The following is a 25961-nucleotide window of genomic DNA, read 5'->3' as shown; positions in this document are numbered from 1 at the left end:
CGTGTCCGATGACCACCCGAATCGCGGCACCGGGACCACGCCCGCCGCCGCGATTCGCCGAGCTGCCCTCACGCGTCGGTACGCGCCAGACGGTATGCGGCGCCGCCCAGCGCCAGGACCGTCCACCCGAGGAAGACCAGCAGTCCGGCCGTCGGCGACAACGTGCTCGTGTCGTGGTGCAGCGCGAACATCGCCTGCCCCGCGTTACTGGGCAGAAACGGGCTCACGTGGTTCTGCCAGCTGTGCGGCAGCAGCGAAACCAGGCTCGGAATCAGCAGCAGCGCACCGATCAACACAGCGACACTCCCCGCCACCGACCGCATCAGCACGCCCAGCGCCGCCCCGATGACACCGACGAGTGCGAGATACAGCCCCGCACCCAGCAGGCTGCGCAGCACACCCCCATCCGTGATCGACTGCGCCGCAGGGGTTCCGGCGACGATGCTCTGGCCGATCAGGTAGGTGAGGAATGCGCCGACCGTCCCGACCACCAGCGCCACCGCACCGAAAACCGCTGCCTTGGACCACAATACGGGCAGCCGACGCGGAACCGCGGCGAGCGTGGAGCGGATCATGCCGGTCGAATACTCCCCCGCGACGACCAGCACGCCGAGCACCCCCAGCGCCAGTTCCGCGAAATTGATTCCGAACAGCGACAGGCTCAACGCGGTCGAACCGACCCACTGCGTATCGAGCGTTTGCCCGGAGTTCACCTTCGACTTGTACTGAACCGCGGCGATCACGCCGAAGCCCACCAGGAACAGCAGCCCCAGCGCGAGCGTGATCCAGGTGGAGCGCAGCGACCAGAGTTTCGTCCACTCCGACCGCAGCACCCGCGCCGCGGTGACGCGGTAGACGGGACGGGTGGACCGCGCGGATGTCGGCGCGGGAGCCTGGGTGACGGTCGTGGTCATGCTGCCCTCCCGAGGGTTTCGATATCGGTGTTGCCGTGGTATTCGACCGAGTCCCGGGTCAGGTCCATGAACGCCTGTTCCAGCGAGACGGTTCGCGCGGTCAGTTCGTACAGTGCGATGCCGTGCTCGGCGGCCTTGGATCCAATTGCGCGCGTTGACAATCCGCTCACCTGCAGAGTCTCCGAGCCGGATCGTCCGGTGATCCGCACACTCGGCCCGGCCAGCACCTCGCGCAACCGGACCGGATCAGCGCTCGCGACGGTGACCGTATCGCCACCGGCCTGACGGACCAGATCCGCCACCGTGGTGTCCGCGAGCAGTCTGCCACGGCCGACGATGATGAGATGCTCTGCGACCAAGGCCATCTCACTCATCAGATGCGAGGAGACGAAGACCGTGCGGCCCTCGTCGGCGAGCGCGGTGAGCAGGTTGCGGATCCACAGCACACCTTCGGGATCCAGACCGTTCACCGGCTCGTCCAGCATGACGGTCTCCGGATCGCCCAGCAGCGCCGCGGCGATGCCCAACCGCTGCCCCATGCCGAGCGAGAACCCACCGGCGCGTTTACCGGCCACCGCTTCCAGCCCGGTCAGCTCGATCACCTCCGCCACGCGCCGACGAGGTATTCCGTGCGTCTGCGCTTGTGCCAGTAGGTGATTGAACGCCGAGCGGCCCGGATGGATCGATCGGGCCTCCAGCAGTGCGCCGACTTCCTGCAGTGGCGCAGGATGTTCCGCGTAACGGCGGCCGTTCACCGTGACCGTTCCCTCGCTCGGCGCGTCGAGTCCGACGATCATCCGCATCGTGGTGGATTTCCCGGCGCCGTTCGGCCCCAGAAACCCGGTCACCACCCCCGGCCGGACGGTGAAATCCAGTCCGTCCACCGCCGTCTTCTCCCTGTACCTCTTGGTGAGCCGATGTGCCTCGATCATCACTCGTCCCTGTGTTCACGCGGTCCGGCCGATCCGGCTCGCCTCCATATCCCAAGGTAGGAGCGCTGCGGCCGCGATCGGTGGTACCGCGGCAGGAATTCCGGGCGGGGCGTGGTACCGCGGTACGACACGGGCTGCGCGCAGCCGACGTGCGTCCGGGAGTACGGGCAGGCTCGCCGTTGCACCCGGCTGTGCGGGTACCGCAGTCACCGATCAGCCGTCGTCGCGGGTCGGCGGATCTCCGGTCGATCGTCGTCGCCGATCGGTGGTCGGTGGTCGGCGGTCGGCGGTCGGCGGTCAACCGTGGTCTCGGGGCGATCATGATCGCCGGTCAGCCGTGTTCGCCGAGTAGTCGCGGTTGCCGGTCAGTCGTGATCGTCGGTCAGTCGTGGCCGGGGATCGTTGTGGTCACGGGTCAGTCGTGGTCGTGAATGTCGGGGCGCGCGCCGATGCGGGCGTTCCTCGGGAATTCGGGGATGGTTTCGTCGCGCAGGCGCAGGGGACGGCTGATGGCGCCCTCGGCTGTGTACAGGATGGCGTGGATGCTGGCGGGGGTGCGCTGGCCAGGGAGTGCGTGGGTGTGGTCGGTGGTGTCGTGGACGAAGATGGTGCCGTCGCGGTCGAACATGCGGTATGCGTATGCGCCGACACCATTGGCATCGGCGGTGGGGTGCACGGCGACGACGAGAGCCTGGGCTCCGGGGCCCAGGAGCTGGAGTTGGCGGGAGATTCGGTGGTCGTCCGGGTAGCCGCGGAGTCTGCCACCCGCGGCTCGCTCCACGTCCCGGCGCGAGCGACCGGTCAGGGGTGCGGGCTGCTGCGGCGGGCGGATGACGGTGCTTCCGGTGTCGCGCTGAATACCGGTGAGCGCGTCCGCGACGGTGTCCAGTGGCGTGCGGATCCGCCGAGTGGTCAGGCTCTCGGAGTTCGTTACCGACGTGCGCGGCGTCGCGCCGTCACCGTGTGTGATGCCGGTGGAAGTGGTTGTGCGGCTACGGAACCGGCTCAGCGGGCGGCGGAAGATGTCCCGGAGATGCCGGTGCGGTGCGTGTTCGATCGAACGAGGGTCCACCTCGGCGGTCGTGTCACCGGAGGTTTCGCGGCCGTGTAGTCGGGAGACGAGGCGTCGGAGGCGTTGCAGGGGTGTGCGCGAGCTCGGGGCACGTTCAGGCGAACCACTGGCGTGTGGCGCCCCGGCGGTCCGAGCTGTTGCGTCGGTGCCCAACAGTGCATCATCGGCGCGGACTTCCGTGCTTCCGTCGGAAATGGGTCTCGTGTGGGATGCGGGGATCGTCAGATCTGTGATGTTTCGACCTTCTGGTCGGGCGGGCGCCACCTCGACGTCGGGCAAGTCCGACAAACGGGGGTCCTGGCTGAGAGATGTCTCGGCGGGAAGTAGCGAGAACGAGCGCCGTCGGGTGACTGGACTCGGGGATATGTGGTCCCACCCTCGCAGAGTCCGGCGGCGCGGTAGTGGCGATGTCGTATGGGTGATCGGCTCGAACATCGGGTGCGATGCGAGCGTTTCCCGGGACAGCACCTCGGAGTCGGCCGGGACGATCAATTTTTCGTGTCCCGCATCGTCGTCATCGCTGTCGAGGCGGAGCGCGGACCGGATATCTTCCAGAGCCAGCGGTTTGGTGGGGAGCATTGATTCGGTGCCCGGCAGCGGAGTGGACTCGGCTGCGTCGGACAGCGCGGATTCGCTCGCACGCAGAGAGAACCGCCGATCCACCACATCGGTCCCCTCGGATTCGTCGTCGCGCACCGGCTCGATCCGAGGGTCGGACTTCTCCTGCATTTTGTCGGAAACGGTTATGTCGGTAGGGGTTTCGTCGTCACCCTGTCGCCGCAGCGGCGGTTCACTGCTGATCACCGGCCGCTGCAACACCGGGGACCGCTCGGCGCCGACAGTCGAATTCGGGTCGGTGTCGGTTCGATTCACCTCCGATGTGGTCGCCAGCTCGGCCCCCATCCGGAACGGTATGTCGAGCTCGTGGTCGTCTCCACCGACCGTCCAGTGCAGCGGGCCGTCCGGCGGTGACGGCTGCACGCCTCGATCGTCGTTGCTGTACACCGAGCTGTCGTCGGACAGATCCGAATCATCCTGCCGCACAGACGCGAACCGAACGGTGCCCATCGACGAAGGAGGCGACACAACGCCCGAATCGAACGACGGGGACAGCTCCTCGGTCCCGTCCGTACCGCCGGACACCAGCCCGCCCTCGGCAGGAGCCGAATCATCTTGCCGCACAGGCGCGAAACGAACGGTGCCCGTCGGCGAAGGAGGCGGAATGGCGCTCGAATCGAACGACTGGGATTCAGTCCAGTCCTCTCCGCCGGATACCAATCTGTTGTCGGACTGGACCGAATCTTCCTGCCGCACAGGTGCGAACACGGCCGTGCTGGTGGGCGAGGGTGAGGGCGTGACACTCGGATCGAACGACTTATCGACCGGATCGGTGTCGAACAGCCTCTCGCCGTCGAGCGACTTGTTTTTCACGACATGTGCCGGGGTGTGCGACGCGATGCTGTCGGTTGCCGACGAATGGTCGGGCGATGACAGGTCCGGGTCGCGGGTTGTCGCCGGCTCCTCGGTCAGGCCGGGGGTGCGGACGACCGTGACAGCGGGGTCGGTGAGGGCTTGCTCGAGGGTGAGCGATACCGGCTGGTCCGTGGCGCCGTGCATCTCACCGGGCCACGAGTCTGCGGGCGGGAGCCAGATGTAGCGTGCCCCGGACTCGTCACCCAGGACCACGATTCCCGTTGTCTGCGGCGAAGATTCGCGGTAGGAACGCGGGGTGTGCTGTTGGACGGCGGGACCGAGCAGATCGTCGAGTTCGTCCCAATCCCGGACCGGTGGATGCGTCGACTGCAGCGCAGCGCCCGGCGCGCGGGGAGCGGAGCCGGGCGCATTGTCTCCGGTGGGTACGGCGAGGTAGTAGTGGCTGCCGTGCACGAGGGTGGTCGCATCCGGTGTGGCGGAGGTGTTTTCGCCGAGGGTCCATCCGCCGGTCGCCCGCAGCTCGTCGTTCTGGACTCGCAGTGTCAGCCCGCGACGTGCCAGGACGGCTGTGGCTGCCTGCGGGACGAGGTGACTGACCGCATTGCGCCACACCCGCCGATTCGTGATCGCCTCGATCTGCTCGTAGAAGCGATCTCGAAGCCGCACAGTGTTTCTGGCCCGCAGCAGATCCCGGAGTTCCGTCCGTTCGAGGTCCCTGGCACCGGGCACCTCCGCGGCGGACAGGATGGTGTGGAACGACCTGAAGTAGGTGTCGGGGTCCGCACGCATTTCATGCGCGACCTCCGCGCGCAGGCCACGGATTCGCCGGTCGAGTTCGGCTGCCGTTGCGGGCGGATCATCGTGGTACACAACGCGTTCCAGGGCGTAGAAGAAGCAGTCGCCGTCAGGCGGCATCGACTCCCACACATGCCCCGCAGGCGCGGGGATTCTGCCTACCGTGCCCGACCGCAGACCCGGACGTCGTATCCGGCCCGATACCGGAGCTGGGCGGTGGTCGGATGGCTTCTCGGGAGGGGTATCGGTCTCGTGCTGTTCTTCGTGGGTGTCCACGTCCTCTTTGGTCAACCGGTCTTCCACAGGCGGCACCGGACGGGGCTCCAGGCCCGGCGGCGTTTCGGTGGTGCGGATCAGCGCATCACCGGAGACCCACAGGGTGCCTTTGGGACCGCGCACCTCGACCTTCGCGAGAGCACGCAGGCGATGGCCGATGGTGCCGACTGTGTCGCCGCCTTCCTCGGGAGCGGGCCCCTCCATGGGAGTCCCGAAACGCAGGAGTTCGCGGCGGTTCGACGTGATGACGTTGAATTGACCGGCGCCGGCATGCTCACCGGTGAGCGGAATCGTGAACGCGCCACGGTCGTTGCCCTCCTCGGTGTAGGGGCTGCTGAGGCTGAAATTGGCGGTGGTGTTGATCGAGTTGTCGGCCTCGGTCTCGAATCCGTCACCCGCCCACCAGATGTCGTCGATCGCGATGTCTTTGCCGGACTTCTCGATCTGGGGTGAGTAGAGCGTGATTTTGACGGAGGTGGGACCGACGTGGTCGCTGTCCGGTTCGGACAGAATCGCTTCCCGCTGCGAGCGGGTGTTGAGGAAAGGCGCGGTGGCGGCGGGACCCAGGAGGGTCAGGCGGTTGCTCTCGACGAGCGTGGTCAGGCGGATGAACATCCCCTCCGAGGAACGATTCGAGAGCATCCGGTCATCCATGTCGAGGGAGGGGTCGACCTGGCGCAGCGCCTGCGCCAGCTCCGGCACACCTTCGAATTCGTAGATCTCGATGCCACGGGTGGGCACCCAGGTCGGCCCGGCCAGCAGTTTCTGCACGGCAGGCGCCACCTCCATCTCGATGACGGCGTCGCCCTCGGTCGAAGCCGGGGGACGGATCGAAGGATCGGATCGGTAGAGGCCGGGCTCGGGAAGTTCGGCGAGAGTGTCGGCCTCCGGAGTCTCTGAAGTGTTGAATCGGATGAGGGTGCCTGCTTTCAGGCTCTCCCGCGATTCCGTCGTCGGCGCGGCCAATCCGGCCAGGTCCGAAAGTTGCAGTGGCGGAAGGAGTCCGATGCCGCCTCCCGCCATGGCGAAACCACTGATGCCGCGCCGCACCAGCATTGCCAGCCGCGCCTCCGCCAGCGGACGTTTGCGGATTTCCACCACGTACTCGTGCGGAACGGGGAATTCGCTGGTATTGCCGAAACTGCGCTGCCAGGCGCGACGTTCACGACTCGAGGTCTGGATTTCGGTCAGATTGCTCTGGCGCTGCACGGCGAGGTCGAATTTGGGCCGGTGACCACCGTGCTGTCCGCTGAGCGTGAAGTCGATCTGGTGCCCGCGCTTGCGGGAGTCCGACATACGGGTGGCCCCCGGCACCTCGAGAGCTGCGCCGTCACCGTTGGAGTGGCCGAAGATATTGTCCACGCCGGAGGTGCTGGTGACCCGTTTGCCACGGATGGTGCTCAGGTCGACGGACGGGTCGGGACGAGCCGAGAACGTGACCTCCACCAGGTGCGGATCGAACGGTCGAGTGCGGTCGATCAGATGGAAGGCGGTGCGGCCGTCGGGTCCGGCGTTGGGCAGCGTGCGCAGGGCCAGCGTGGTGGTGTGCTCGTTGATCCGCGTCTCCACCCCTGCCAGGTAGTTGGCCGAGCCGGGCTTGGTTATCCCGGGGGCGTACTTCTCCACGAGTTCGAGCGCGAGCTTCTGATAGGCGTCCCGGCCGCCTTCGACCTCGACATTGGTCACCGCGCCGTACCCGATCCGCTTTCCCTTCACATAGGCGATCGGAAGTCCGCGGTCGGGTGGATTCGCCTCGGCGATATCGCCGTACTCCTGCCCGAACCCGGCCTCGAGGTTCGAATCGTTGATCAAGGCCAGCAGGTCGGGGTTGTTCTGCAGGTCGTTGTCGACGAGCAGGAACTCCACGGCGTCGGGCATATCCACGACGCGGGTTCGGTCGATGCGCGGCCCACCCGCGATCAGGCCGCGAGCGAGATTGCGAACGCCGACACGGACATTGACGAGGTAGTGCGCGTCCGCGACGAACCAGTGGACGGGGGTGGTGTCCTCGGTGGTGACACGGAATACGGCGGAGTTGTCGTTGACGGTGTCGCTGTGCGAATTACTGGTGCTGTAATGGTATGCGGCGCCGGGGATTACGTTGCGGTCGACCTTGCCGACCGATTCGGTCACAGATGCGCCCCACTGGTGACCGAGCTGACGGCTGTCGGTGTGCCCGGCGCCGTTCACGGACTGCAGCCAGCGCTCGGCGTCCATCTTCGGCGGCCGCGGACGCACCCTGACGTTCGTGAGATAACCGGTGGTCTTGACGGTGATATCGGTGGCGGCCAATGTTCCTGGCGTCGAGGCCCCTTCGACGGCGACATAGGAGTCGCGGAAGATCCGCGACGCATCGGCATTCATGTGATACGGCGACAGCCCGGTGTGGATGGCCTCGTGCGCCATCGACTCCGGATTCGTGGCGGGCTCACCGACCGCATTACGCCAGAGCCACCGCCCCACTCGATATCCCATATCGCCCGCCTGCCCCACCGCCCAGTGGGTCGAACCCTGCAGGAAATCGCGCACCTGCGGCCAGGTGAGCGTCGGCTCCGATCCCTCGCCCGCCGTGTCATCGTCGAGCGGGAAGGTGCCGGGCATCGGCCGGTTGTCTGCTTCGGCGATCTCGTGTTCCTGCGAATCGTCGTGTCCCGCATCGCGACGATCCACTTCGTGCCCGTTATCGCTGGAGTCGTCATGCAGATCTATTTCGTGCCATTCCTCGTGCCCGTCCCGCGACTCGGGTGGGGTGAAGGTGATCCGCGGGACCTCGCGAGGGCGGAAGCTCCCGCCGAACCCCGGAGGCGGGGCGGCGTCCTCGAAGTCGAAATCGAATGTCGTGAAGGCTCTCCCGGTGGTCGGGTCCACGAACGACAGCTCGAACTCTTCGGAATCGTCGGGGAAAGTACGGATGATCCGCGGAACGACGGCGTCCTCCTCGATCGACCGATTATCCGGAGTCGACTCCAATTCCGGAGGCGTCTCCTCGGAGTGCTCCGAGGACGTGGAGGGGGCGCCTTCCTGCTCGAGTTCCAGTGCGATGTCATCGATGAGATCGAATGCGGCCCTGCGGACTTCCCTGCTCCCGCCGACCCGGTCGTAGATGGTGGTGTCCGGTGGGCGAAATACGTTGTCCTCGAGGCTTCGACCCGCGGACGGGAGCGCCAGACGCCGGGCATCCACGTCGTCGAACTCACGGAATGTCGGTACGGGCGTCTCGTCGAACTTCTCGGTGTGCGTGCGATAGGTGGGCACGGCCAGGCGAACATCGCCGTCCCGAACGAGGTCGTCCGGTGCGGAACCGTGGCTGTAGGTCAGTACGATCCGGTGCCGCACCGGCACGCCGAAGATCTGGGTGCCGTTCTCGGTGGGGCTGAGCGTGTAGTACTCGTGACCTGTCCCGGAATTCGAATCCCGGATCTCGGATTTTCCTCCCGACAGGGTGTAATCGGGCGTGAAGCCCTGAAACAAGAGCCGGGCCTTCTCGTCGAAGGGACTCGTGACCGAGAAGTTGCCGCCCACATTCCACGCGGCCGGTGTCTTGGAGAACTGCTCGTCCCCGGGGATCGTGGAACCGCTGTAATTCAATGTCTGGACCTTCGGAAGCGTCCACTCGTGGGATACGCCTTCGTGGGGGTCGTCCGAGAGATAGCGCCGTTCGGTGATCAGGAATACCGAGATTCGTTTGGTGCCAGTCGAAGTGGGGAGTTCGAACCAGGTGGGCGCGCCACCGTCCCAGGTGGGCTTGCCATCCTTGCCGATTCGCTCGCCGCCCTCGATCGCCTCGTCCAGCCCGCCGCGCAGCCCGAGCTGATTGCTCATCTGCTCGAATTTGCGAAGGTTGTCCAGGCGCTCGGTGTGCGTGGATTCCAGAGTGGTCTTGTCCGAGAGCCAGCCCAGCTTGTTCTGGCCCCAGCTCGGCGCATCGCGATCGGGCGGAAAGAAGCCGAGGCCGGACATCCATTTCTTCACCTCGGCGAACAGCGGTTTGGTCCCGTGCACGGCGAGCGGCGTCGTGGATACACCGAGCTGGCGCAGATGAAGAACCTCGGAAGGCAGGTACAGCGGGGCGGTGGGCGCGTGCCCGAACGTCTCCAGCGAGGGCACCAGCATGTTCACCGGATAGTCGTGCCCGCCCGCCAGCGCTGTGCCCGGAGCCGGGTCGACGGCACGACTGTTGGGACGAATCAGCTTGACGTGCACGGTCATCTGGGGCGTCACGTGCAGAAGGGGCTCGCCGGTGCGCAGCGAATGTGCGATGCGCGCACTGCCGCCGTAGCTGAGGGTGTGGCTGAACTTCTGGGATGCGCCGCCCTTGATGGTGAACTGCCCGCCGAGCGATTGAATTCCGGTGCTGGGATCCTTCTCTTTCCCGCCGAATCCGAAGCCGAGCGAGGGGTTGAAACCGAGCGAGTTGGCGGTCACGGAACTGCCCTGCATCCCCAGCGAGCGCAGGACGAAGGATTCGAGGACGGATTTCTCCGTGGTCGGTCCGGTGATTTCTTCCCCGCCGTGCAATACGACGCTGACCTGGAGCGCGCCGATCGTCTTGCCCGACGACGTGTAGAGGGTCGGCGAAATGATCGTGCTCTCGTCCTTCTCCTTCTCGCCGCCCGCTGTCGCCCCCTCGTCGCCCGTCTTCACCGTCTCCTCGGCGGACGGCAGATCGTCGGGCGTGCGCGCGGCAGCAGTGATCAGACTGCGAAAATTCCCCTCGCCGAAGAATTCTCGAAATTTCGCCATGGAGTTGTCCGACATACCGCTCAGGTCAGCGCGGAACGACGACATGACATCGGCCATGATCCGGGAGTGATTCGGAATAGTGACCGGACCGTAGAGATGGAACTCTCCCACGGCACGGCTCATCGGGGCGGGTACGGTGCTGGCGATCTTCTCGTTCACCATCGGGATCGCACCGACCTTGAGATAATTGGGGAACCAGACCAGCATATTGTTCGGTGGATCGCCGGCCATTCCCTTCGCCGGATCACTCACCGTGGGATACCACACCCGGTCCGACGGAGTCGGTGACATCGAATCGGCCAGGCTGTCACCGTGACTCAATTCCCAGGTCATCGCGTAATCGAACGGCCAGGAGCGGCCCTTGCTGCGGATGATCACCATCGGCTGCACGGTCGAGGTGACCGTGACGGAGGTGGACACCTGATTGTTGACCAGGTCCAATTCCCCGCCGAGGGCGACATAGGTCAATGCGCCGTGGTCCGCGGGAAAGGTGTGATTGTAGGCGTACGAGAAAGCTCGATAATCGCCGTTGCTGCTGGTGTCGGCAGACGACACGATACCGAAGGCCCACTGCTGAATACCCACCGGCGGACCGTCGGCCAGCGGTGCGATCTGTTCCTTCGAGGGTCCGAGGGCTCGCAGCGAAACCCGCAGCGAGATCGGGTACCGACTCCCCTGGTATTTCACCCGCAGCGGCATCCCCGTCGTGCTCATCAACTGAGGCCACACACTGGCGTCACTGGAGAGCAGACGTTGGGTCAGTACCCGACGCACGGATTCACGGAATTTCTCGTCCACACCGCGGCCCCCCTCGACCATATGGAATATCTGCTCGTGCAGCCATTCCACCGTTTCCTGCGGAATCGGAACTATATTGGTCAGGTCCTTGGCCCCATCGCGCTGCGACCCGAACTCCCGCACCGCAACAGGAAGGTCTTCACCCGAGGGCGTGATCACAATTTTGGGAATATCTCTGGGTAGCTCGGCCTCCTCTTCATGTACCGGCGCCTTTTCCTTCTCCGGCTCCCGCTCCTCCGTCCGGTCCGGTTCGTTCTCCGGCTGCTTCTTCACCTCCGGATCCCGCCGCTGCGTGCTCGTTACCTCGGACCTGACCTCGTACGCGGTCGAATCCTCGCGTGGCGCTGGTGAATCCAGGTCTTCCGCCACACGAAGGGCTTTGTCGGACAGGAGTGGCGACTCCTTCTCGGAATTCGATCGGCCATCGGTTTGCTGGCGATTCGGCTCCGCCGCAATGGTTTCGGGCTTCTCCTCGCCGTCGAAACGCCCGACAGTGCTGTCCTGTTCGAGCGGAGGATCTCCTGGCCTGCGCTCGGCGATGTCGTCGCCGTCGGTCCGCTGGTGTGTGCCGATGCGGACCGCGCCGAAATGCTCGGCGCGGCTCGTGTGTTGCTCGGACAGCAGATGCGGTACGCCCCTGGCGGTGTACAGGATCGCGTGGGTGGAGCGGATGTCCGACGACGTCCGCGAATGCTGCTGTCCGGTGGTCGGGTCGATGACCCGTATCTCGTTGCCGCTGTTATGCATCAGGTAGGCGTGCGCGCCGACACCGTACCGGTCCGTGCGACCGCGGTAGGTGTCCACGACGAGTGCGACGGAGCCGGGGCCGAGGTCCAGCAGATGATCGCCGATGCTGTCGTGGTCGTCGAAGGGATGCAGCGGCGCACCGGCGGCGTCTTCGAGTTCCAGCGCGCTCATACCGCTGCGTCCGACCTTGTCCTGCGGCACCCGGGCTACGGTGCTGCCGGTCAGCTCGACGATCTTCGCCAGCGCCATCGGTCCGCAGGCGTTGAGATTCGGGGCACCGTCGTCGTCCGGTGACCACCACTGGCGATCGAGGGCTGCCGGAAGGTGGTGCACCGACGAAAGTTCCGGCGTCGACAACCGGTCCGCACTAATGTGAATGTTTGATCTGACCTTCGGATCCGCTGTCTCCGAATCGTTTCCATCATCCGCAAGACCCGCCCGTCCCGAGTTGTCGACGAAATCGGACGTGCGACTTCCGCTGAGCGCCGGCCCCGCAGCATCGCGCTTCCCCGCCAGGGAGCGGGTGATTTCGCTGGACTCGGCAGCCTGATCCGACACCCGCACTGCCGGGGCTGATTTCAGTACGGACTCGGTGGCAGGGCTGGTGGCGCGCACCGAGGCGACCGACTGTGGGCGTGCTTGCAAGGTAGCCACCGGCGCTCTGCGCACCGACGACCCGTCCCCACCGTTCGCGGAGGAGATACTCGCCCGCGACTCGGCCCGAAGCCTCGAATCGGCAGCCTCCCGTGAAGTGCCCGAAATCTCCTCGGTACGTAGCGCTTTCGCTGAGCGCTCCCCCGAAGTCCCCTCGATATCCGACGGGCGCATGGACGACGCGCGGGACAGCACATCCCCACCATTGACCGAGCGTGCAGACACCGACACCTGCGACGAGACCTCGCTGCCGGTCCCGCCGCGCATGGAGGTTGTCTCGCCGACATTCTCCGAGCGCGCGAATCCCAGCTCCTTCGGCGACATCTCATCGACACGTCGGCTGCCTCCGGACAACGGCGGCTGCGAACGATTCTCATCGAGGCTCGCACGAGACCCGGATACCCGCGACGGCTGCGTCGTCTCATCCACACTCCGACTACGCCCGGACAACGGCAGCTGCGAGCGCGCCTCGCCGATGCTTGTACGGGACGCGGACACTCGAGACTGCGGCAGCGTCGCATCGACACTTCGGCTCCGTCCGAACGGCGACGTCTGCGAGCGCGTCGCACCGATGCTCGTACGCGATCCAGAAACCGTTGTCTTCGTGGATGTTTCGTCGCCACCACCGGACCGCCGCGGCACCGCCGCATTACGTGTACTCGTCGAAGGGGAGACTTCCGACGACTTCGACTGCGTCGGAGAAACCTTTCCGGAGTGCGCAACCTCGGCAATACTGTCACTACTCGCCGAACGTGCGGACATCGCAGAAGCCGGGCGCGTCCGGTCGGCCCCTTCCGGCTCGAATGTGCTCGAAAACGCCGCAGTCGCGAATCGCGACCGATCACCCGTGCCGGGACCGGGCTCGATGTCCGAGCCGCCAGAGCGTCCTGCTACGAGCGCGCCACCACCCCATTTCTCCTCTCCGCCGGACAAATCCGACAGACTCCCCGCCGGATCGTCACCCTTCGGGAAACTTCCGTCCGCGAACCCGCCGCCCAAAGACAGTGAGTTCAAACGACTCTGAGTGGCATGCCCGATAACCCCGTGCACACCACCGACCAAACCACCACCGACACCACCCAGCAGCGCCGCGGGATCGAATTCCCACTCCCCGGTGATCACACCGTTGGCCACGATCCCGGCCCCGGCTCCGGCCAGCCCCGCGGGCACGGCCGAGGCCACCGCGATACCACTGGCCTTCCACCAGGTCATCGAATCGCGACCGAACCAATTCCCCAGTCCCGCACCGAGATAGTGCCCCACCGGGGTCGCGACACCAGCTGAGATTCCGGCCACCGCCGCGGTGGTGATCGTCTGCTTCCAATCGATCCCGCTGCGATGCCCCCTGTTCTTCTGGTACTCCTGAATGGCCAGGTCCTGCACGAAACCGATACCGGCCTGCTCGACGACCTCGATCGCCGCCAGCTTCCACAACGGCATCTCCGCGACCCGCGCCGCGTGCGCGATCAACCGGTTCGTCAGCGCACGACCGATGATCTGCAGGATTCCGGCGCCCTCGGCCTCGATCGCGGGCACCGCGAAGGCGCCCCACATCGTCGCCAGCGCCCACGCGATCTCCGCGGCCATGATCGCCAGCGTGCTGATGACCTGCAGCTTCGTATATTCGATCTGGGTGCCGCAGTCCTGCACACTGTCGCCGATCTGCTGCAGATTCTTCGCGATCGCATCCACCGACTGATCACCGGACAGCAGCGCCTCGAACTGGGACACCATCTGCTCGCGCCCACTGCCCGAATAGTTGTCCAGCGCGATATCACACGCGGCCTGCACCGCCGAGATCAGATTCTGCAGATCCGTTTCCGCGGTGTGCCAATCCTGCGCCAGTGCGAACAGCTTGTCCTCGTCACCCTCGGGCCACGCCGTACCGGCCAGATAACTGAGCCAGCGCAGCCCCTGAGGCATCTCCAGCGACATCGTTCACAGCTCGACAGGACGTGTCCGCCGCGAACCGAACCCGACACTCCGGCCGAGGCGCTCACCCCGGACACCGAAGCCATTGCTGCCGAACACCATCGAAAGATCACCCTCCTTCGGTCCCGGCGGTGCCCCCTGAATCGGTCGGCCGGGTCGCAGCGAGTTGTGCGAGATTGTCAGCCAGTTACGTCTGGATGACCAGAAGATGATCTTTATGCAAAACCTTTGGCGCGTCAGCAGTCTCGATCATGGTGAGCCGAATCCCCAACAGCCACAACAACTCGCGACACGCAAGCCGCCAGCACACACTTCCGATGGGTCACATGACGATCGAATATGCTTGCAATGCAGACCAATTGGCGAATGTCGGGCAAATCACCCCGGACCACCGAGACCGCCGACGACGCACTCCGTCGTCAGACCCTCGCAATCGATCCCGGCACGATCGCACGGACCGACTTCGCGCGGAACAGCTCTACCCGCTACGACCGGAAACCCACAACGTGATCGTCGCGCAAATACCTTGGAACGTCAGCAGTCTCGATCGGGCTGAGCCGAATCCCCGGAGACCTCGACCGCCGCCCCCAGCCCCAACGCGCTCGCCGCCGACCCGAGCGCCGACAGCATCGCCGAGACCTGCGCCGACTTCAGCAGATCCGGCCACAGCATCGCGTAGATGTGCCGAGTCGGCCACCCGCGCAGCGGCCGGGCGACGACCTGGGGGTGCGTATGCGCGGCGATGCCGAGTTCGTTCATGATCGCCAGCCCGATCCGATGGGCCACCAGCGAGTGGATCGTGAGCTGATCATCCGAGGTCGCGGCGATTCGCGGGGTGAAACCGGCCTCCCGGCACGCGGCCAGGAACCGAGTGCGGACGGTTTCCAGAATCCAGCGCTCCCCGGCGAGTTCGTCGAGCGAGACCGAGGCCGCGTTGGCCGCGGGATGATCGGCGGGCAGCAGGACGCAGCGGTGGTCACTCAGCAGCGGAATGCGTTGCAGCCGTGGATCGGGCGGGTTCTCCGCATCGTCCAGATCACAGACCACCGCGAGGTCCACCTCACCGCTGAGCACCAGCCGATGCGAGATCGCGCACTCGGTCTGGGTCAGCACGACCTCCAGTTCGGGATGGGTGCGCCGCAACCTGGCCAATGCCGAGGGCACCAAGCCCACACAGCCGCTCTGGAAGGCGGACATCCGCACCTGTCCCCCACCCTCGGACACCAGCGAGGCCAGTTCGTTCTGCGCGGTACGCAGTGTGGCAAGGACTGTTTCGGCATGCCGCGCGAGTGCCGCGCCGACGGGAGTCAGTCGCACCCGTCGCCCGTACCGGCTGGTGAGTGGCGCTCCGACAGCGCGTTCCAGGGTGCGCATCTGGTAGCTGACGGCGGGCTGGGTGTAACCGAGCGCGTCCGCCGCGGCGGTGAAGGTGCCACTCCGGGCGACCTCGACCAGGACCTGGAGTTGCCGCGGGTCGTACATCGGCCCAGGCTAAGCGGATACATAAACAAATTCCACACGAAGGTGACGAAACCTTCATTGGACCTATGGATTCCGGCTCGTCATGCTTTTCCCATGCCTGCCGATTCCGCATCACACCCACTGCTCCGCCTCGCCGGAGTCGACAAATCGTTCGGGGCGCATCAGGTGCTCCACGGCATCGATCTCGAGGTGCGCGCCGGTGAGGTGGTCGTGCTGCTCGGCGCGTCCGGTTCCGGTAAGTCGACGCTGATCCGCTGCGTGAACCGACTGGAGACGATCGACTCCGGGGAGATCCAGCTGGACGGTGTCCCGATGCCGCTGGAAGGACGCGAGCTGGCGCGGATGCGGGCGCAGGTGGGCATGGTGTTCCAGTCCTTCAACCTCTTCGGGCACAAGACGGTACTGGAGAACATCACCCTGGCCCCGGTGCGCGTGAGGGGCGTACCGGCGCGCCAGGCACAGGAACGTGCGCACGAACTGTTGGCCCGAGTCGGCTTGGCCGACAAGGCATCTGCCTATCCCGCCCAACTGTCCGGCGGCCAGCAGCAGCGGGTGGCGATCGCCCGCGCACTGGCCATGGATCCCCGGGTACTGCTGTTCGACGAGCCGACCTCCGCGTTGGACCCCGAGATGACCAACGAGGTCCTGGACGTGATGAGCGAACTGGCGACCGAGGGGATGACGATGCTCGTGGTCACCCACGAGATGGGCTTCGCCCGCCGCGTCGCGGATCGCGTGGTGTTCCTCGATGCGGGACGGATCGTGGAATCCGCACCGCCGCAGGACTTCTTCGCCGGACCGCGCACCGACCGCGCCCGCGACTTCCTGTCCAAGATCCTCACGCACTGAAATTCTCACCCGCTGAACATATTTCGCCCGCCGAAGCAGATGTCGCCTGTTTCGGCCATCCCGTCGAACCGTCGAAAGAGCACGCTCATGAGCACGTCCGTGCCGCGCCGCGCACTGCCCGCCGCGATCCTGGCCACCGCCACCGCCCTGTTGCTGACCGCCTGCGGATCATCGTCCCTGCCGGCGGTCAACGGCCCCGGCGGCACCTCGGATTCGGGCGCATACCAGCGCGTCCTGGACACGGCGCCGGTCGCCGATCCCGCGGAGATCCCCGAGGGCAGCCTGATGGCGACGATCAAGGCGCGCGGGCAGCTCATCGTGGGCGGCACCGATACCGCGGCGGTGTTCTCCCTCACCGACCCGATGACCGGTAAGACGACCGGCTTCGACGCCGGTCTGGCCGCGATGCTCGCGAAGTACATCACCGGCCGGACCAATATGAAATTGGTGCAGGTCCAGGTCGCCAATCGGGAGGCACTGCTGCAGAACGGCGCTGTGGACACGGTTTTCGCGACCTACACCATCAATGCCAAACGCGCGCAGGTGGTCGGCTTCGCCGGTCCGTACTACTCCTCGGGCGATGCGATCCTGGTGAAGAAGGCGGACAACTCGATCACGAAGGTTGCCGATCTGAACGGCAGGAAGGTCTGCACCGAGTCCAGTTCCACTGCCGCACAGGACGTCAAGGAACATGCGCCCTCGGCCGAGCTGGTGCTGTTCGACACCAATTCCGAGTGCGTGCAGGCCGTTCAACAGGGCCGCGCCGATGCGTACGTGCTGGACCAGGCGATTCTGCTGGGCGATGCGTACCGGGAGCCGGACAAGGTGAAGGTGGTCGGCCGGCCGTTCACCACCGAGCCCTACGGCATCGGCCTGTCGCTGAACCACCCGGAGATGAAGACCTTCGTGAACAACTGGCTGAAGAAGATCGAAGCCGGCGGCGAGTGGGCGGCCCTGTGGCAGGCCACCGTCGGCGCGGTCCTGCCCGGCCCGGTTCCCGCTCCGCCCGCCATCGGTTCGGTCGCGGGCAGCTGACCGGCGAAATCCCTTCGAGCACAGCGCAGAACAGAACGAAGCAGGAAGGAAGACCCGAGGTGATTTGGGCGGATCTGGGCCCGGCCCTGGAACGAACGCTCGGCCTGGTCGTACTGACCTATCTGGGTGCACTCGCGCTCGGCATACTCCTGGCGATATGCCGGATCGGTCCGGTGCCGCCACTGCGCGCCGCGGCCACCGCCTACGTCACGGTATTCCGCAACGTGCCCCTGCTGGTGCTGTTGGTGCTGTTCACCTTCGGCCTGCCCACCGTGGGACTGCTCGTCCCGCTGTACTACAACGCCGCGCTCGCGATGGCGCTGTACTGGGCGGCCTTCGTCTGCGAGGTGGTGCGCAGCGGCGTGCGGACCGTCCCGCGCGGTCAGGTCGAGGCCGCACGGGCGCTGGGCATGTCGCTGGGCCAATGCCTTCGACTGGTCATCCTGCCGCAGGCACTGCGCACGATGGTCCAGCCGCTGGCCAACATATTCATCGGATCGGCCCTGGCGACCGCACTGGCCGCCGCGGCCGGGGTCTCCGAACTCACGTTCTGGTATCAGCAGCAGGCCAATCAGGCCGGTAGTCCGCTGACCTCCTTCGTGGTGGTCACGGCGATCTATGTGGTGATCGCGCTGGCTGCCGGGCTGATCGCCGGTCGGATCGAAGAGAGGGTGGCGATTCACCGATGACGACACTCGTAACCGAACGCATACGACCGCGCGTCAGCGAATCACGCACGGGCGACACGCTGTTCGACGCACCCGGCCCCCGGGGACGCCGCCGGATCCGGATCGCCACAGCAGGCGCGACACTCGCGCTGATCGCGTTGGCGGCCTTCGTGATTCGCCAGTTCGCCGCGCACGGCCAGCTGTCGGCCGATCAGTGGCGGGTGTACACGCTCGCGCCGATCTCCCGGTACCTGCTGACCGGCGCCGGAAACACGCTGCTGGTCACCGCCGTGGCCGCGGCGCTGGCTTTCCCGCTGGGCGGCGCGCTGGCACTGATGCGGTCGAGCCGCAACGCAATACCGCGCGCACTCTCACGCACCTGCACCGAACTGCTGCGCGCGACGCCGCTGCTCCTGCTGCTCTATCTTTTCCTGTTCGGCCTGCCGCGGCTGGGCATCGGGTTGCCGCCGTTCTGGCAGTTGGTGATTCCCATCGTGCTGACCAACGCCGCGGTGGTCGCGGAACTCGTCCGGGCGGGTGTGGCGGCGCTGGATCCCGGGCAGGGCGAGGCGGCGGAGAGTCTCGGGCTCACGCGTTGGCAGTCGATGCGCTATGTCATTCTGCCGCAGGCGATTCGGCGACTCGTCCCGGCGCTGGTCAGCCAGTTGGTCCGCCTGCTCAAGGACTCCACCCTCGGCTATGTGGTCAGCTTCCTGGAACTGCTGCATCGCGCACAGGTCCTGGGCGAGTACGAGCACACCCTACTGTCCGCCTATCTGGTCACCGCCGCGGCGTTCATCCTGGTCAACGCATCACTGGCGAAGTTCGCGGACTCGCTCGAACGTCGTCTCTGACATCCCCCGCACCGGGTCCTCGCCCGGTGCCCCCGATCGAAAGGCTCTGGCGAATGTGTCGTCTGCTCGGCGTGGTCACCCGCGTCCCCCGACCACTGACCGAGACGCTCGGCGGTCTACTCGAACCGTTCACCGCACTGTCGCACGAACACGCCGACGGCTGGGGTATCGCCGCGCGCAGCGGCCGTGAGCAGATCATCACGCGCGGAACCGATCCCGCCCATGCCAGCCCGGCGTACCGCGCGGCTACCCGAGGTGTCGCGGACGCGGCCCTGCTGCATCTTCGTCTGGCCTCCCCGGGCCTGCCGATCCGGCCGGGCAACACCCATCCGTTCGTCGCGGGCACACTCGCCTTCGCGCACAACGGCTTCTTCTCCCCGCGCGAGGCGCTGGACGACCTGATCGAACCCGAACTCCTGGCCGGGGCGACCGGTGACACCGATTCCGAACGCTTCTTCCTGCGCGTGCTCAGCCGACTGCGCAGCGAGAACACGGACCCGGTCGACGCCCTCGCCCACACCGCGGCCGACATCGGGTCCCGCGCCACCTTCGGCAGCCTCAACTGCCTGCTGCTCACCGAGAGCGCGCTCTACGCCTACGCACAGGAGGATCCCGAATCGGAGGTGAGCCGGCGCCGCGGACCGGAATTCTTTCGCATGCACTATCGCATCGGCGCCACCGACGCGGTGGTCACCTCGAACGGGATCGCCACCGGCCAGGAGTGGGAGACGTTACCGTACGGGCGAATTCTGGAAATCCGGCGCAGCGACCTGCGTGTGTCCACGCACGCCGTCACCACCGCCGCCTGAGTCGACGACCGATCCCGCTTCGCATCGGATGCGAGATCGATTCGGGCTCAGTCGAATTGGTCGATGATTCCGGCCAGTTCGACCGGGCGGTCGCCCTGGATGGAATGACCCGCGTCCGCCACGATGATCACCTGCGCGTCGGGTTGGCGGCGACGCAGCTCCGCGACGTCGGCGTCGTCGACCACCGGCGAGCGCGAACCCCGCACCAGCAGCAGCGGCATCGCCAAGGTGGACAGGTCGTCCCAGAGACCGCTGAAGTCGAATCGGGCGTCGGCGGTGGGACGTAGCCGGTCGTAACGCCACTCCCAGCGGCCGTCCGGACGCGGGCGCGCATTGTGCAGCACACCGCGCCGCAGCGAGGACACCGAGCGGCCCGGATTGTGGGTGACGGTTCGTTCGAGGATCTCCTCGAAGCTCGCGAAATCCTCGGGTCCGTGGACGAATGCGGTGATGGCGGCAGTCTTGCCGGGAGCGTCCCCGGCGCCCGGGGTGACGTCCACGAGCATCAGCCGGGACACCTGGCTCGGATGCCGGGCCGCGAGCCGCAGCGCCGTGAGGCCACCCAGCGACATGCCGACCACGGTCCTCGCCGCCGGAGCCAGTGCCGCGCAAGCCTCGGCGACCGCGTCGGCGAGGCGCTGCGGGGTGTAGTCGTGGTCGGGCCACCAATCCGAATGGCCGTGGCCGGGCAGATCCACCGCGAGCAGCGGACGATTCAACGCCAGCGCAACGGTGTCCCAGGTGTGCGCGTTCTGGGCGCCGCCGTGCAGCAGCACCAACTCGGGCTCCCCTGCTCCCCACTGCAGTGCGCTCACCTGCCGCCCCGACGCGATCTGCGCCGCCCGACGCCGCACCACGGGCGGCCCGGACCACGTCAGCCCCGCCTCCGCGGCGTTGTCCTGGAACATTCCGAATTCGTCGTACTCGGGCATGTCGCCAGTATGCCACCCACGCTTGCGGCGAGATCATCTTCCGAATCGTCTGAGCAGCAACATATTCCGAACCCTCGATGAAACGTGGGCCTGGCGGAGACCACCGATCCGCCTGGCGGGTACCCACCTATTGCGACAAGATCGCCTCGATCACCATGATCCGCCGCACACGCGCACGACGAACGTAACCACGGAAACACTGAAACGGCGCACGACGGCCGCGCAGTTCCGCTGACCGGAGTAGCTTTCCCCGAATGGCATGTCGAATCAGTGAACTCGTGCTCGGCTGTCGCGACCCCGAACTATTGGCCCGATTCTGGTGCGAAGTACTGGATTTCGTCGTCCTCGACCGAGAGCCCGACGGCAGCCTCGAGATCGGCCCACGAGAAGGTTTCGGCGGCCCGCAGCCGACCATCATCCTGAGCCGCAGGCACGAGCCCGAGCCGGGCAAACCCCGGCTGCACATCGATCTCAACCCCACCGACCGCGATCAGGACGCCGAACTCGAACGCCTGCTGCGACTCGGGGCGCGCCGGGCCGATATCGGCCAGACCGGCCAGGAGTCCTGGCACGTCCTCGCAGACCCGGAAGGCAACGAGTTCTGCCTGCTGAGAGCCCAGCTCGATCCGCTGTGAACATGTCCACACTCCAGCCACGGTCGAGTGGCGGATGACGTCCCGGTGAGCGCGCCCGACTGCGTGTTCTGCGATCTGATCACCTCCGCCGACCCAGCGCTCCAAGCACGTCATCGACGGTGACATCAGCGCCCGACTCGCAGTCGCTCTGTGACATCACCATTCGGCCACGTTGCGCAGACGCGATCCGCCATCGGCGTTCGGACGCACCGGTCACCGCGGCGACGATCAGGGTGTGGGCTGCGGCAGTGGCGGCGGCCAGGTTTCGAGTTGGGACATCAGTGCCTGCTGGCTGGCGTGGACGTGCCTGCGCATGCAGTTCTCCGCGCCGATGCCGTCCTTGGCGATGATGAGCTCGAGCACGGTGTGGTGTTCGTGTTCGGATTCGATGGAGCGGCCCGGTTGGCCGAGTGAGGTTTTCACCAGACGTCCGTAGGCCAGCTGGTTCATCAGCAGCCGGTAGTGCGTGGCCAGTTTGCCGTTGTCGGCGCCCGCGATGAGGATCTCGTGGAACTCGTGCACCAGCTGGGCGTAACGTTCGACGTCCCCGGCCTCCACGGCGGCATCGGCCGCGCGGACGTTCGCCTTCATCGCGGTCAGTTCGGGAACGTCGCCCCGGGCGGCCATCAGCCGGGCGGCGCCACCCTCGAGCAGCTGTTTCATCTCGAACAGCTCGTTGATTTCGCGCCGGGAAGGCACGGTGACGAAGGTGCCGATCCGCGGCCGGATCTCCACCAGACCCTCGATCTGCAACTGCTTGAGCGCTTCGCGGATGGGTGTGCGGCTGATCCCGAATATCTCGGCCAGGGTGATCTCGGACAGTGGTTGTCCGGGAGCGAGTTCGCCGGAGATGATCATCTCGCGCAGCCCATCGGCCGCGCGTTCCTGGAAATTGCTCGTATCGATTCTTCGCGATGCGGCGACCATCATGACCCCCTCGGCGGTCTCATATGTATCTTGCATGTCAACGGTACGGTACGTGGCGGGACGGCCACAGCGGCGGACTCGGCGCGAGGACGCGCCGAGTCCTGCGCGCGCACAACGTGATCACCACACACCCGGTCGCCGACCGCGAACGGCTCGGCGCTCCGGCGACCGGATGCTTGCATGGTGCGGATCCTTCCCACGACCTCAGCGGAACGCCGGGACCACTTCGTTGATGAACAGCTCGAGCGACTTGCGCTTCTGCTCGTGCGAGAGCGTGTTGTCGGTCCAGAAGCTGAATTCGTCGATGCCGAGTTCCTCGTAGTACCGCAGCCGATCGATCACCTCTTCCGGCGTGCCGATCATCGCGGTCTTGTGTAGCGATTCGGGTGCGAATTCCGGCCTTTCGGCGAATTTCGACACCGGACTCGGCTCCAGGAAGCCGTTGTCCGGGACGGTCTTGTTCCCGAACCACGCGTCGAAGGTCCGATAGAACTTCTGGATCCCCTCCGCCGCGGGACGCCAGCCGTCCGGATCGTCGGCCGGATGCACGTAGGTGTGCCGCAACACCATGATCTGCGGCTGGGGCACCTCGGGGTGGTTCGTCACGGCGGTGTCGAACTTGCGCTTGAGATCCGCGACCTCCTCGTCGCCCTTCATCAGCGGCGTCACCATGACGTTGCAGCCCTGCGCGACGGCGAAGTCGTGCGAGTCCGGATCACGCGCGGCGATCCACATCGGCGGCGTCGGCTGCTGCACCGGCTTGGGCACACTGGTCGCGGTCGGGAACTGCCAGATGTCGCCGTCGTGGGCGTAGTCGCCCTGCCACAGCGCGCGCACCGCGGGCACCAGCTCGCGCAGGTGCTTTCCGCCGTCGGTGGCGCGCAATCCGCCTGCCAGACGGTCGAATTCGATCTGGTAGGCGCCGCGGGCGATGCCCACCTCCATCCGCCCGTTGCTGATCACGTCCAGCAGCGCGCATTCTCCCGCCGCCCGGATCGGATTCCAGAACGGTGCGATGATCGTGCCCGCACCGAGCCGGATGGTCGAGGTCTGCCCGGCCAGATAGGCCAGCAGCGGCATCGGGCTCGGCGAGATCGTGTACTCCATCGCGTGGTGCTCACCGATCCACACGGTCTCGAATCCACCGGCTTCGGCCATCAGCGCCAGCTCGGCCAGATTCTCGAAAAGCTCTCGGTGCGTGACGTTCTCGTCCCAGCGCTCCATGTGCGCGAACAACGAAAATCTCATGGCTGTCTCTCCTCAGCTCCGCATGGTGAACGGGTCCGCGACGGGATCCTCGCTCGTGTTGATCCAGACGCTCTTCAGGCGCGTGTACTCCTTGACCGTCTCGGTGCCGTGCTCGATGCCGACGCCGCTGCTCTTGAATCCCTGGCGCGGCGACATCGGCGACATCGCGCGGTAGGTGTTCACCCAGACGGTGCCCGCGTCCAGTCGCCCCGCCATCCGGTGTGCCCGAGCAAGATTCGCGGTCCACACGCCGGCGGCCAGACCGTAGTCGGTGTCGTTGGCGAGCCGGACCACCTCGTCCTCGGTGTCGAACCGCATGATCGCCACGACCGGGCCGAAGATCTCCTCGCGCACCACGCGCATGTCGTTGTGCACGTCGACCAGGATCGTAGGCTCGTAGAAGTAGCCGCCGAGCCCGCCGTCGCTGGCCCGTCCGCCGGTGAGCACCCGCGCGCCCTCGCTGCGACCGAGGTCGACGTATCCGGCGACCTTGTCGCGCTGATCCTCGAAGGCCAGCGGCCCGAGTTCGGTCTCCGCATCGAGCGGGTCGCCGATCCGAATCGTCTTCGCGCGCTCGGTGACTCGTTCGAGCAGCTCGTCGTAGACCGCGCGCTGGGCGAAGACGCGGCTGCCCGCGATGCAGGTCTGCCCGGCCGCGGCGAAGATGCCCGCGACCACTCCCATCGCGGCATTGGCCACGTTCGCGTCCTCGAACACGATATTGGGCGACTTGCCGCCGAGCTCGAGCGTGGACCCGATGAATCGCCGTGCGGTCGCCGCGGCGATCCGCGCCCCGGTGGCCGTGCTGCCGGTGAACGAGATCTTCGCCAGGTCCGGATGATCGACCAGGGCCTGACCGGCTTCGGCGCCGAATCCGGTCACGACGTTGACCACACCTTCGGGAAAGCCCGCTTCCAGCGCGAGTTCGGCCAGGCGCAACGCGGTTCGCGAGGTGTATTCCGACGGCTTGACGACCACCGTGTTGCCGACCGCGAGCGCGGGCGCCAGCTTGCTGGTCGTCAGGGTCAGCGGGGAGTTCCAGGGGGTGATCGCACCCACCACGCCGAGCGGCTCGCGCAGGGTGTAGTTCAGCACTCGGCGGTCCGAGGCCGGAACGACCTCGCCGTGGATCTTGTCGGCCAGACCGGCGTAGTAATAGTAGTACTCCGGGACGGTGCCGAGCTGACCTCGCATCTCGCGCAACAGTTTTCCGTTGTCTAGCACTTCCATGCGGGCGAGTTCCTCGGCGTTCTCCCCGATGAGGTCGCCCAGGCGGCGCAGTAGGCGTCCGCGCCGGGTCTGGCTCAGATCGCGCCACCGCGGGTCCTCGAACGCCGCCCGCGCCGCGGCGACGGCGCGCTGGATATCCGCCGCATTGCCGCGCGCAGCCTGGTACAGCGTCTCCCGGTTGGCCGGGTTGGTGCTGTCGAAGTACTCGCCGGATTCGGGGGCCACCGGCTCGCCGCCGATGAAGTGCTGCAATTGGTCGAGATCAGACATGTACGTGCTCTCCGATGAAAGTGGTGATGGCATCGACGAGCTCCCGCGGGCGCTCGACGGGAAGCATGTGCCGTGCGTTCGGGATGATCACCTCGCGGCAATCGGGCAGGGCCGAGGCCAGGCGGTGCGTCATCTCCGGGGTGGAGCCCGGGTCCTGACCACCGGTGACGGCCAGTGCCGGAACGGTGATGCCGCCGAGCGCGGGGGCGAGTTCGGCATCCGCGGTCGCGAAGACGTGGTAGCAGTGCACGAACGACGAGATGTCGTTGCCCGCCAACATCTCTCGCGTGCGCCGGACCCATTCGGGGCCGACCTCGGTGCCCTCGTACCACCGGCCGATGGATGCGGCGGTGCTCGCCTCGAAGTCGGTCTGCGCGGTCTGCAACCGGGACAGCACGGCCGCGCGCTCGGCCTCGGTGCGCCGGCAGACCGAGCTGACCGAGGTCAGCGTGGCCGCCAGGCCGGGCCGGTGCAGTGCGAGGTACTGCGCGACGAGCGCGCCGAGCGAGAAGCCCACCAGATGCGAACCCGCCGGAATCTCGCCGACCACCCCCTCAGAGAGGTCGGCGAGTGTGGTGCCCACCGGCGCGGGCGGACGCGCGCCGTGCCCCGGCAGGTCGGGAGTGATCACCGTGTAGCGGTCGGCGAGCAGTTCGGCGACCGGCTCCCAGACCGTGTGATCGAGCCCGACGCCGTGCAGCAGCACCATGGCTGGCTTGCTCATG

Annotated in this window: 15 protein-coding genes; 6 read left to right on the top strand and 9 right to left on the bottom strand. The window is 66.4% G+C overall.

The window, feature by feature from the left end; genetic code table 11:
• Window positions 1-68: 68 nt before the first annotated feature.
• The 4 genes from K7711_RS11795 to K7711_RS11780 all read right to left on the bottom strand — a co-directional run bounded on the left by K7711_RS11795 (window position 69) and on the right by K7711_RS11780 (window position 15779).
• Window positions 69-914 (bottom strand): ABC-2 transporter permease family protein, encoded by an 846-nt coding sequence (locus K7711_RS11795; protein ID WP_222968404.1) that lies wholly within the window; start codon window positions 912-914, stop codon window positions 69-71.
• Complete coding sequence (locus K7711_RS11790; RefSeq protein ID WP_222968402.1) at window positions 911-1846, bottom strand: ABC transporter ATP-binding protein; 936 nt, start codon at window positions 1844-1846, stop codon at window positions 911-913. Before K7711_RS11790 ends, K7711_RS11795 begins: the two co-directional genes overlap by 4 nt.
• 415 nt (window positions 1847-2261) lie before the next feature.
• Window positions 2262-14300 carry a WXG100-like domain-containing protein gene (locus tag K7711_RS11785; RefSeq protein ID WP_222968392.1) on the bottom strand — a complete coding sequence of 4013 codons (12039 nt, stop codon included), beginning with the start codon at window positions 14298-14300 and terminating at the stop codon, window positions 2262-2264.
• A gap of 531 nt (window positions 14301-14831) precedes the next feature.
• Entirely contained in the window at window positions 14832-15779 is a 948-nt protein-coding gene (locus K7711_RS11780) for a LysR family transcriptional regulator (protein WP_222968390.1), read from the bottom strand.
• Between the two features lie 93 nt (window positions 15780-15872).
• Between K7711_RS11780 and K7711_RS11775 the strand changes: the two genes are divergently transcribed.
• From K7711_RS11775 to K7711_RS11755, 5 genes are all read left to right on the top strand, one after another.
• Entirely contained in the window at window positions 15873-16628 is a 756-nt protein-coding gene (locus K7711_RS11775) for an amino acid ABC transporter ATP-binding protein (protein ID WP_308014646.1), read from the top strand.
• 87 nt (window positions 16629-16715) lie between these two features.
• The gene (locus tag K7711_RS11770) at window positions 16716-17663 is read left to right on the top strand and encodes a glutamate ABC transporter substrate-binding protein (protein WP_222968388.1); all 948 of its coding nucleotides are present in this window, start codon (window positions 16716-16718) and stop codon (window positions 17661-17663) included.
• 59 nt (window positions 17664-17722) lie between these two features.
• Window positions 17723-18352: an amino acid ABC transporter permease gene (locus K7711_RS11765; RefSeq protein WP_222968386.1), complete on the top strand. Its 630-nt coding sequence runs from the start codon at window positions 17723-17725 to the stop codon at window positions 18350-18352.
• Window positions 18349-19185 (top strand): amino acid ABC transporter permease, encoded by an 837-nt coding sequence (locus K7711_RS11760; protein ID WP_222968378.1) that lies wholly within the window; start codon window positions 18349-18351, stop codon window positions 19183-19185. Before K7711_RS11765 ends, K7711_RS11760 begins: the two co-directional genes overlap by 4 nt.
• A 53-nt stretch (window positions 19186-19238) precedes the next feature.
• A complete protein-coding gene (locus K7711_RS11755; protein ID WP_222968376.1) occupies window positions 19239-19994 on the top strand; it encodes a class II glutamine amidotransferase in 756 nt (251 codons plus the stop codon).
• A 47-nt stretch (window positions 19995-20041) separates the two neighbouring features.
• Here K7711_RS11755 and K7711_RS11750 read toward each other — a convergent pair whose 3' ends face one another.
• Entirely contained in the window at window positions 20042-20926 is an 885-nt protein-coding gene (locus K7711_RS11750) for an alpha/beta fold hydrolase (protein ID WP_222968368.1), read from the bottom strand.
• A 254-nt stretch (window positions 20927-21180) separates the two neighbouring features.
• Here K7711_RS11750 and K7711_RS11745 point away from each other — a divergent pair, with 254 nt between their 5' ends.
• Window positions 21181-21561 carry a VOC family protein gene (locus tag K7711_RS11745; protein ID WP_222968366.1) on the top strand — a complete coding sequence of 127 codons (381 nt, stop codon included), beginning with the start codon at window positions 21181-21183 and terminating at the stop codon, window positions 21559-21561.
• A 228-nt stretch (window positions 21562-21789) separates the two neighbouring features.
• On the opposite strand, the gene K7711_RS11740 is transcribed toward K7711_RS11745, so the two are convergent.
• The 4 genes from K7711_RS11740 to K7711_RS11725 all read right to left on the bottom strand — a co-directional run bounded on the left by K7711_RS11740 (window position 21790) and on the right by K7711_RS11725 (window position 25960).
• Complete coding sequence (locus K7711_RS11740; protein ID WP_235747014.1) at window positions 21790-22524, bottom strand: GntR family transcriptional regulator; 735 nt, start codon at window positions 22522-22524, stop codon at window positions 21790-21792.
• 168 nt (window positions 22525-22692) lie between these two features.
• On the bottom strand, window positions 22693-23736 hold the full coding sequence (locus tag K7711_RS11735; RefSeq protein WP_222968364.1) for an LLM class flavin-dependent oxidoreductase: 1044 nt from the start codon (window positions 23734-23736) through the stop codon (window positions 22693-22695).
• 12 nt (window positions 23737-23748) lie between these two features.
• A complete protein-coding gene (locus K7711_RS11730; RefSeq protein WP_222968362.1) occupies window positions 23749-25236 on the bottom strand; it encodes an aldehyde dehydrogenase in 1488 nt (495 codons plus the stop codon).
• Window positions 25229-25960, bottom strand: coding sequence for an alpha/beta fold hydrolase (locus K7711_RS11725; RefSeq protein WP_222968360.1), 732 nt, complete (start codon window positions 25958-25960; stop codon window positions 25229-25231). The genes K7711_RS11730 and K7711_RS11725 overlap by 8 nt, the downstream gene beginning before the upstream one ends.
• Window position 25961 lies beyond the last annotated feature (1 nt).

Source organism: Nocardia coffeae (assembly GCF_019890715.1).
GTDB classification, from domain to species: Bacteria; Actinomycetota; Actinomycetes; order Mycobacteriales; family Mycobacteriaceae; genus Nocardia; species Nocardia jiangxiensis.
Note: the sequence above shows the minus strand (reverse complement) of the source record. Positions and strands in the feature narration are given on the sequence as shown.

Coding starts and splice junctions, on each gene's coding strand:
- K7711_RS11795 (WP_222968404.1), bottom strand. CDS start 914: ATGACCACGACCGTCACCCAGGCTCCCGCGCCGACATCCGCGCGGTCC.
- K7711_RS11790 (WP_222968402.1), bottom strand. CDS start 1,846: ATGATCGAGGCACATCGGCTCACCAAGAGGTACAGGGAGAAGACGGCG.
- K7711_RS11785 (WP_222968392.1), bottom strand. CDS start 14,300: ATGTCGCTGGAGATGCCTCAGGGGCTGCGCTGGCTCAGTTATCTGGCC.
- K7711_RS11780 (WP_222968390.1), bottom strand. CDS start 15,779: ATGTACGACCCGCGGCAACTCCAGGTCCTGGTCGAGGTCGCCCGGAGT.
- K7711_RS11775 (WP_308014646.1), top strand. CDS start 15,873: ATGCCTGCCGATTCCGCATCACACCCACTGCTCCGCCTCGCCGGAGTC.
- K7711_RS11770 (WP_222968388.1), top strand. CDS start 16,716: ATGAGCACGTCCGTGCCGCGCCGCGCACTGCCCGCCGCGATCCTGGCC.
- K7711_RS11760 (WP_222968378.1), top strand. CDS start 18,349: ATGACGACACTCGTAACCGAACGCATACGACCGCGCGTCAGCGAATCA.
- K7711_RS11755 (WP_222968376.1), top strand. CDS start 19,239: ATGTGTCGTCTGCTCGGCGTGGTCACCCGCGTCCCCCGACCACTGACC.
- K7711_RS11750 (WP_222968368.1), bottom strand. CDS start 20,926: ATGCCCGAGTACGACGAATTCGGAATGTTCCAGGACAACGCCGCGGAG.
- K7711_RS11745 (WP_222968366.1), top strand. CDS start 21,181: ATGGCATGTCGAATCAGTGAACTCGTGCTCGGCTGTCGCGACCCCGAA.
- K7711_RS11740 (WP_235747014.1), bottom strand. CDS start 22,524: ATGCAAGATACATATGAGACCGCCGAGGGGGTCATGATGGTCGCCGCA.
- K7711_RS11735 (WP_222968364.1), bottom strand. CDS start 23,736: ATGAGATTTTCGTTGTTCGCGCACATGGAGCGCTGGGACGAGAACGTC.
- K7711_RS11730 (WP_222968362.1), bottom strand. CDS start 25,236: ATGTCTGATCTCGACCAATTGCAGCACTTCATCGGCGGCGAGCCGGTG.
- K7711_RS11725 (WP_222968360.1), bottom strand. CDS start 25,960: ATGAGCAAGCCAGCCATGGTGCTGCTGCACGGCGTCGGGCTCGATCAC.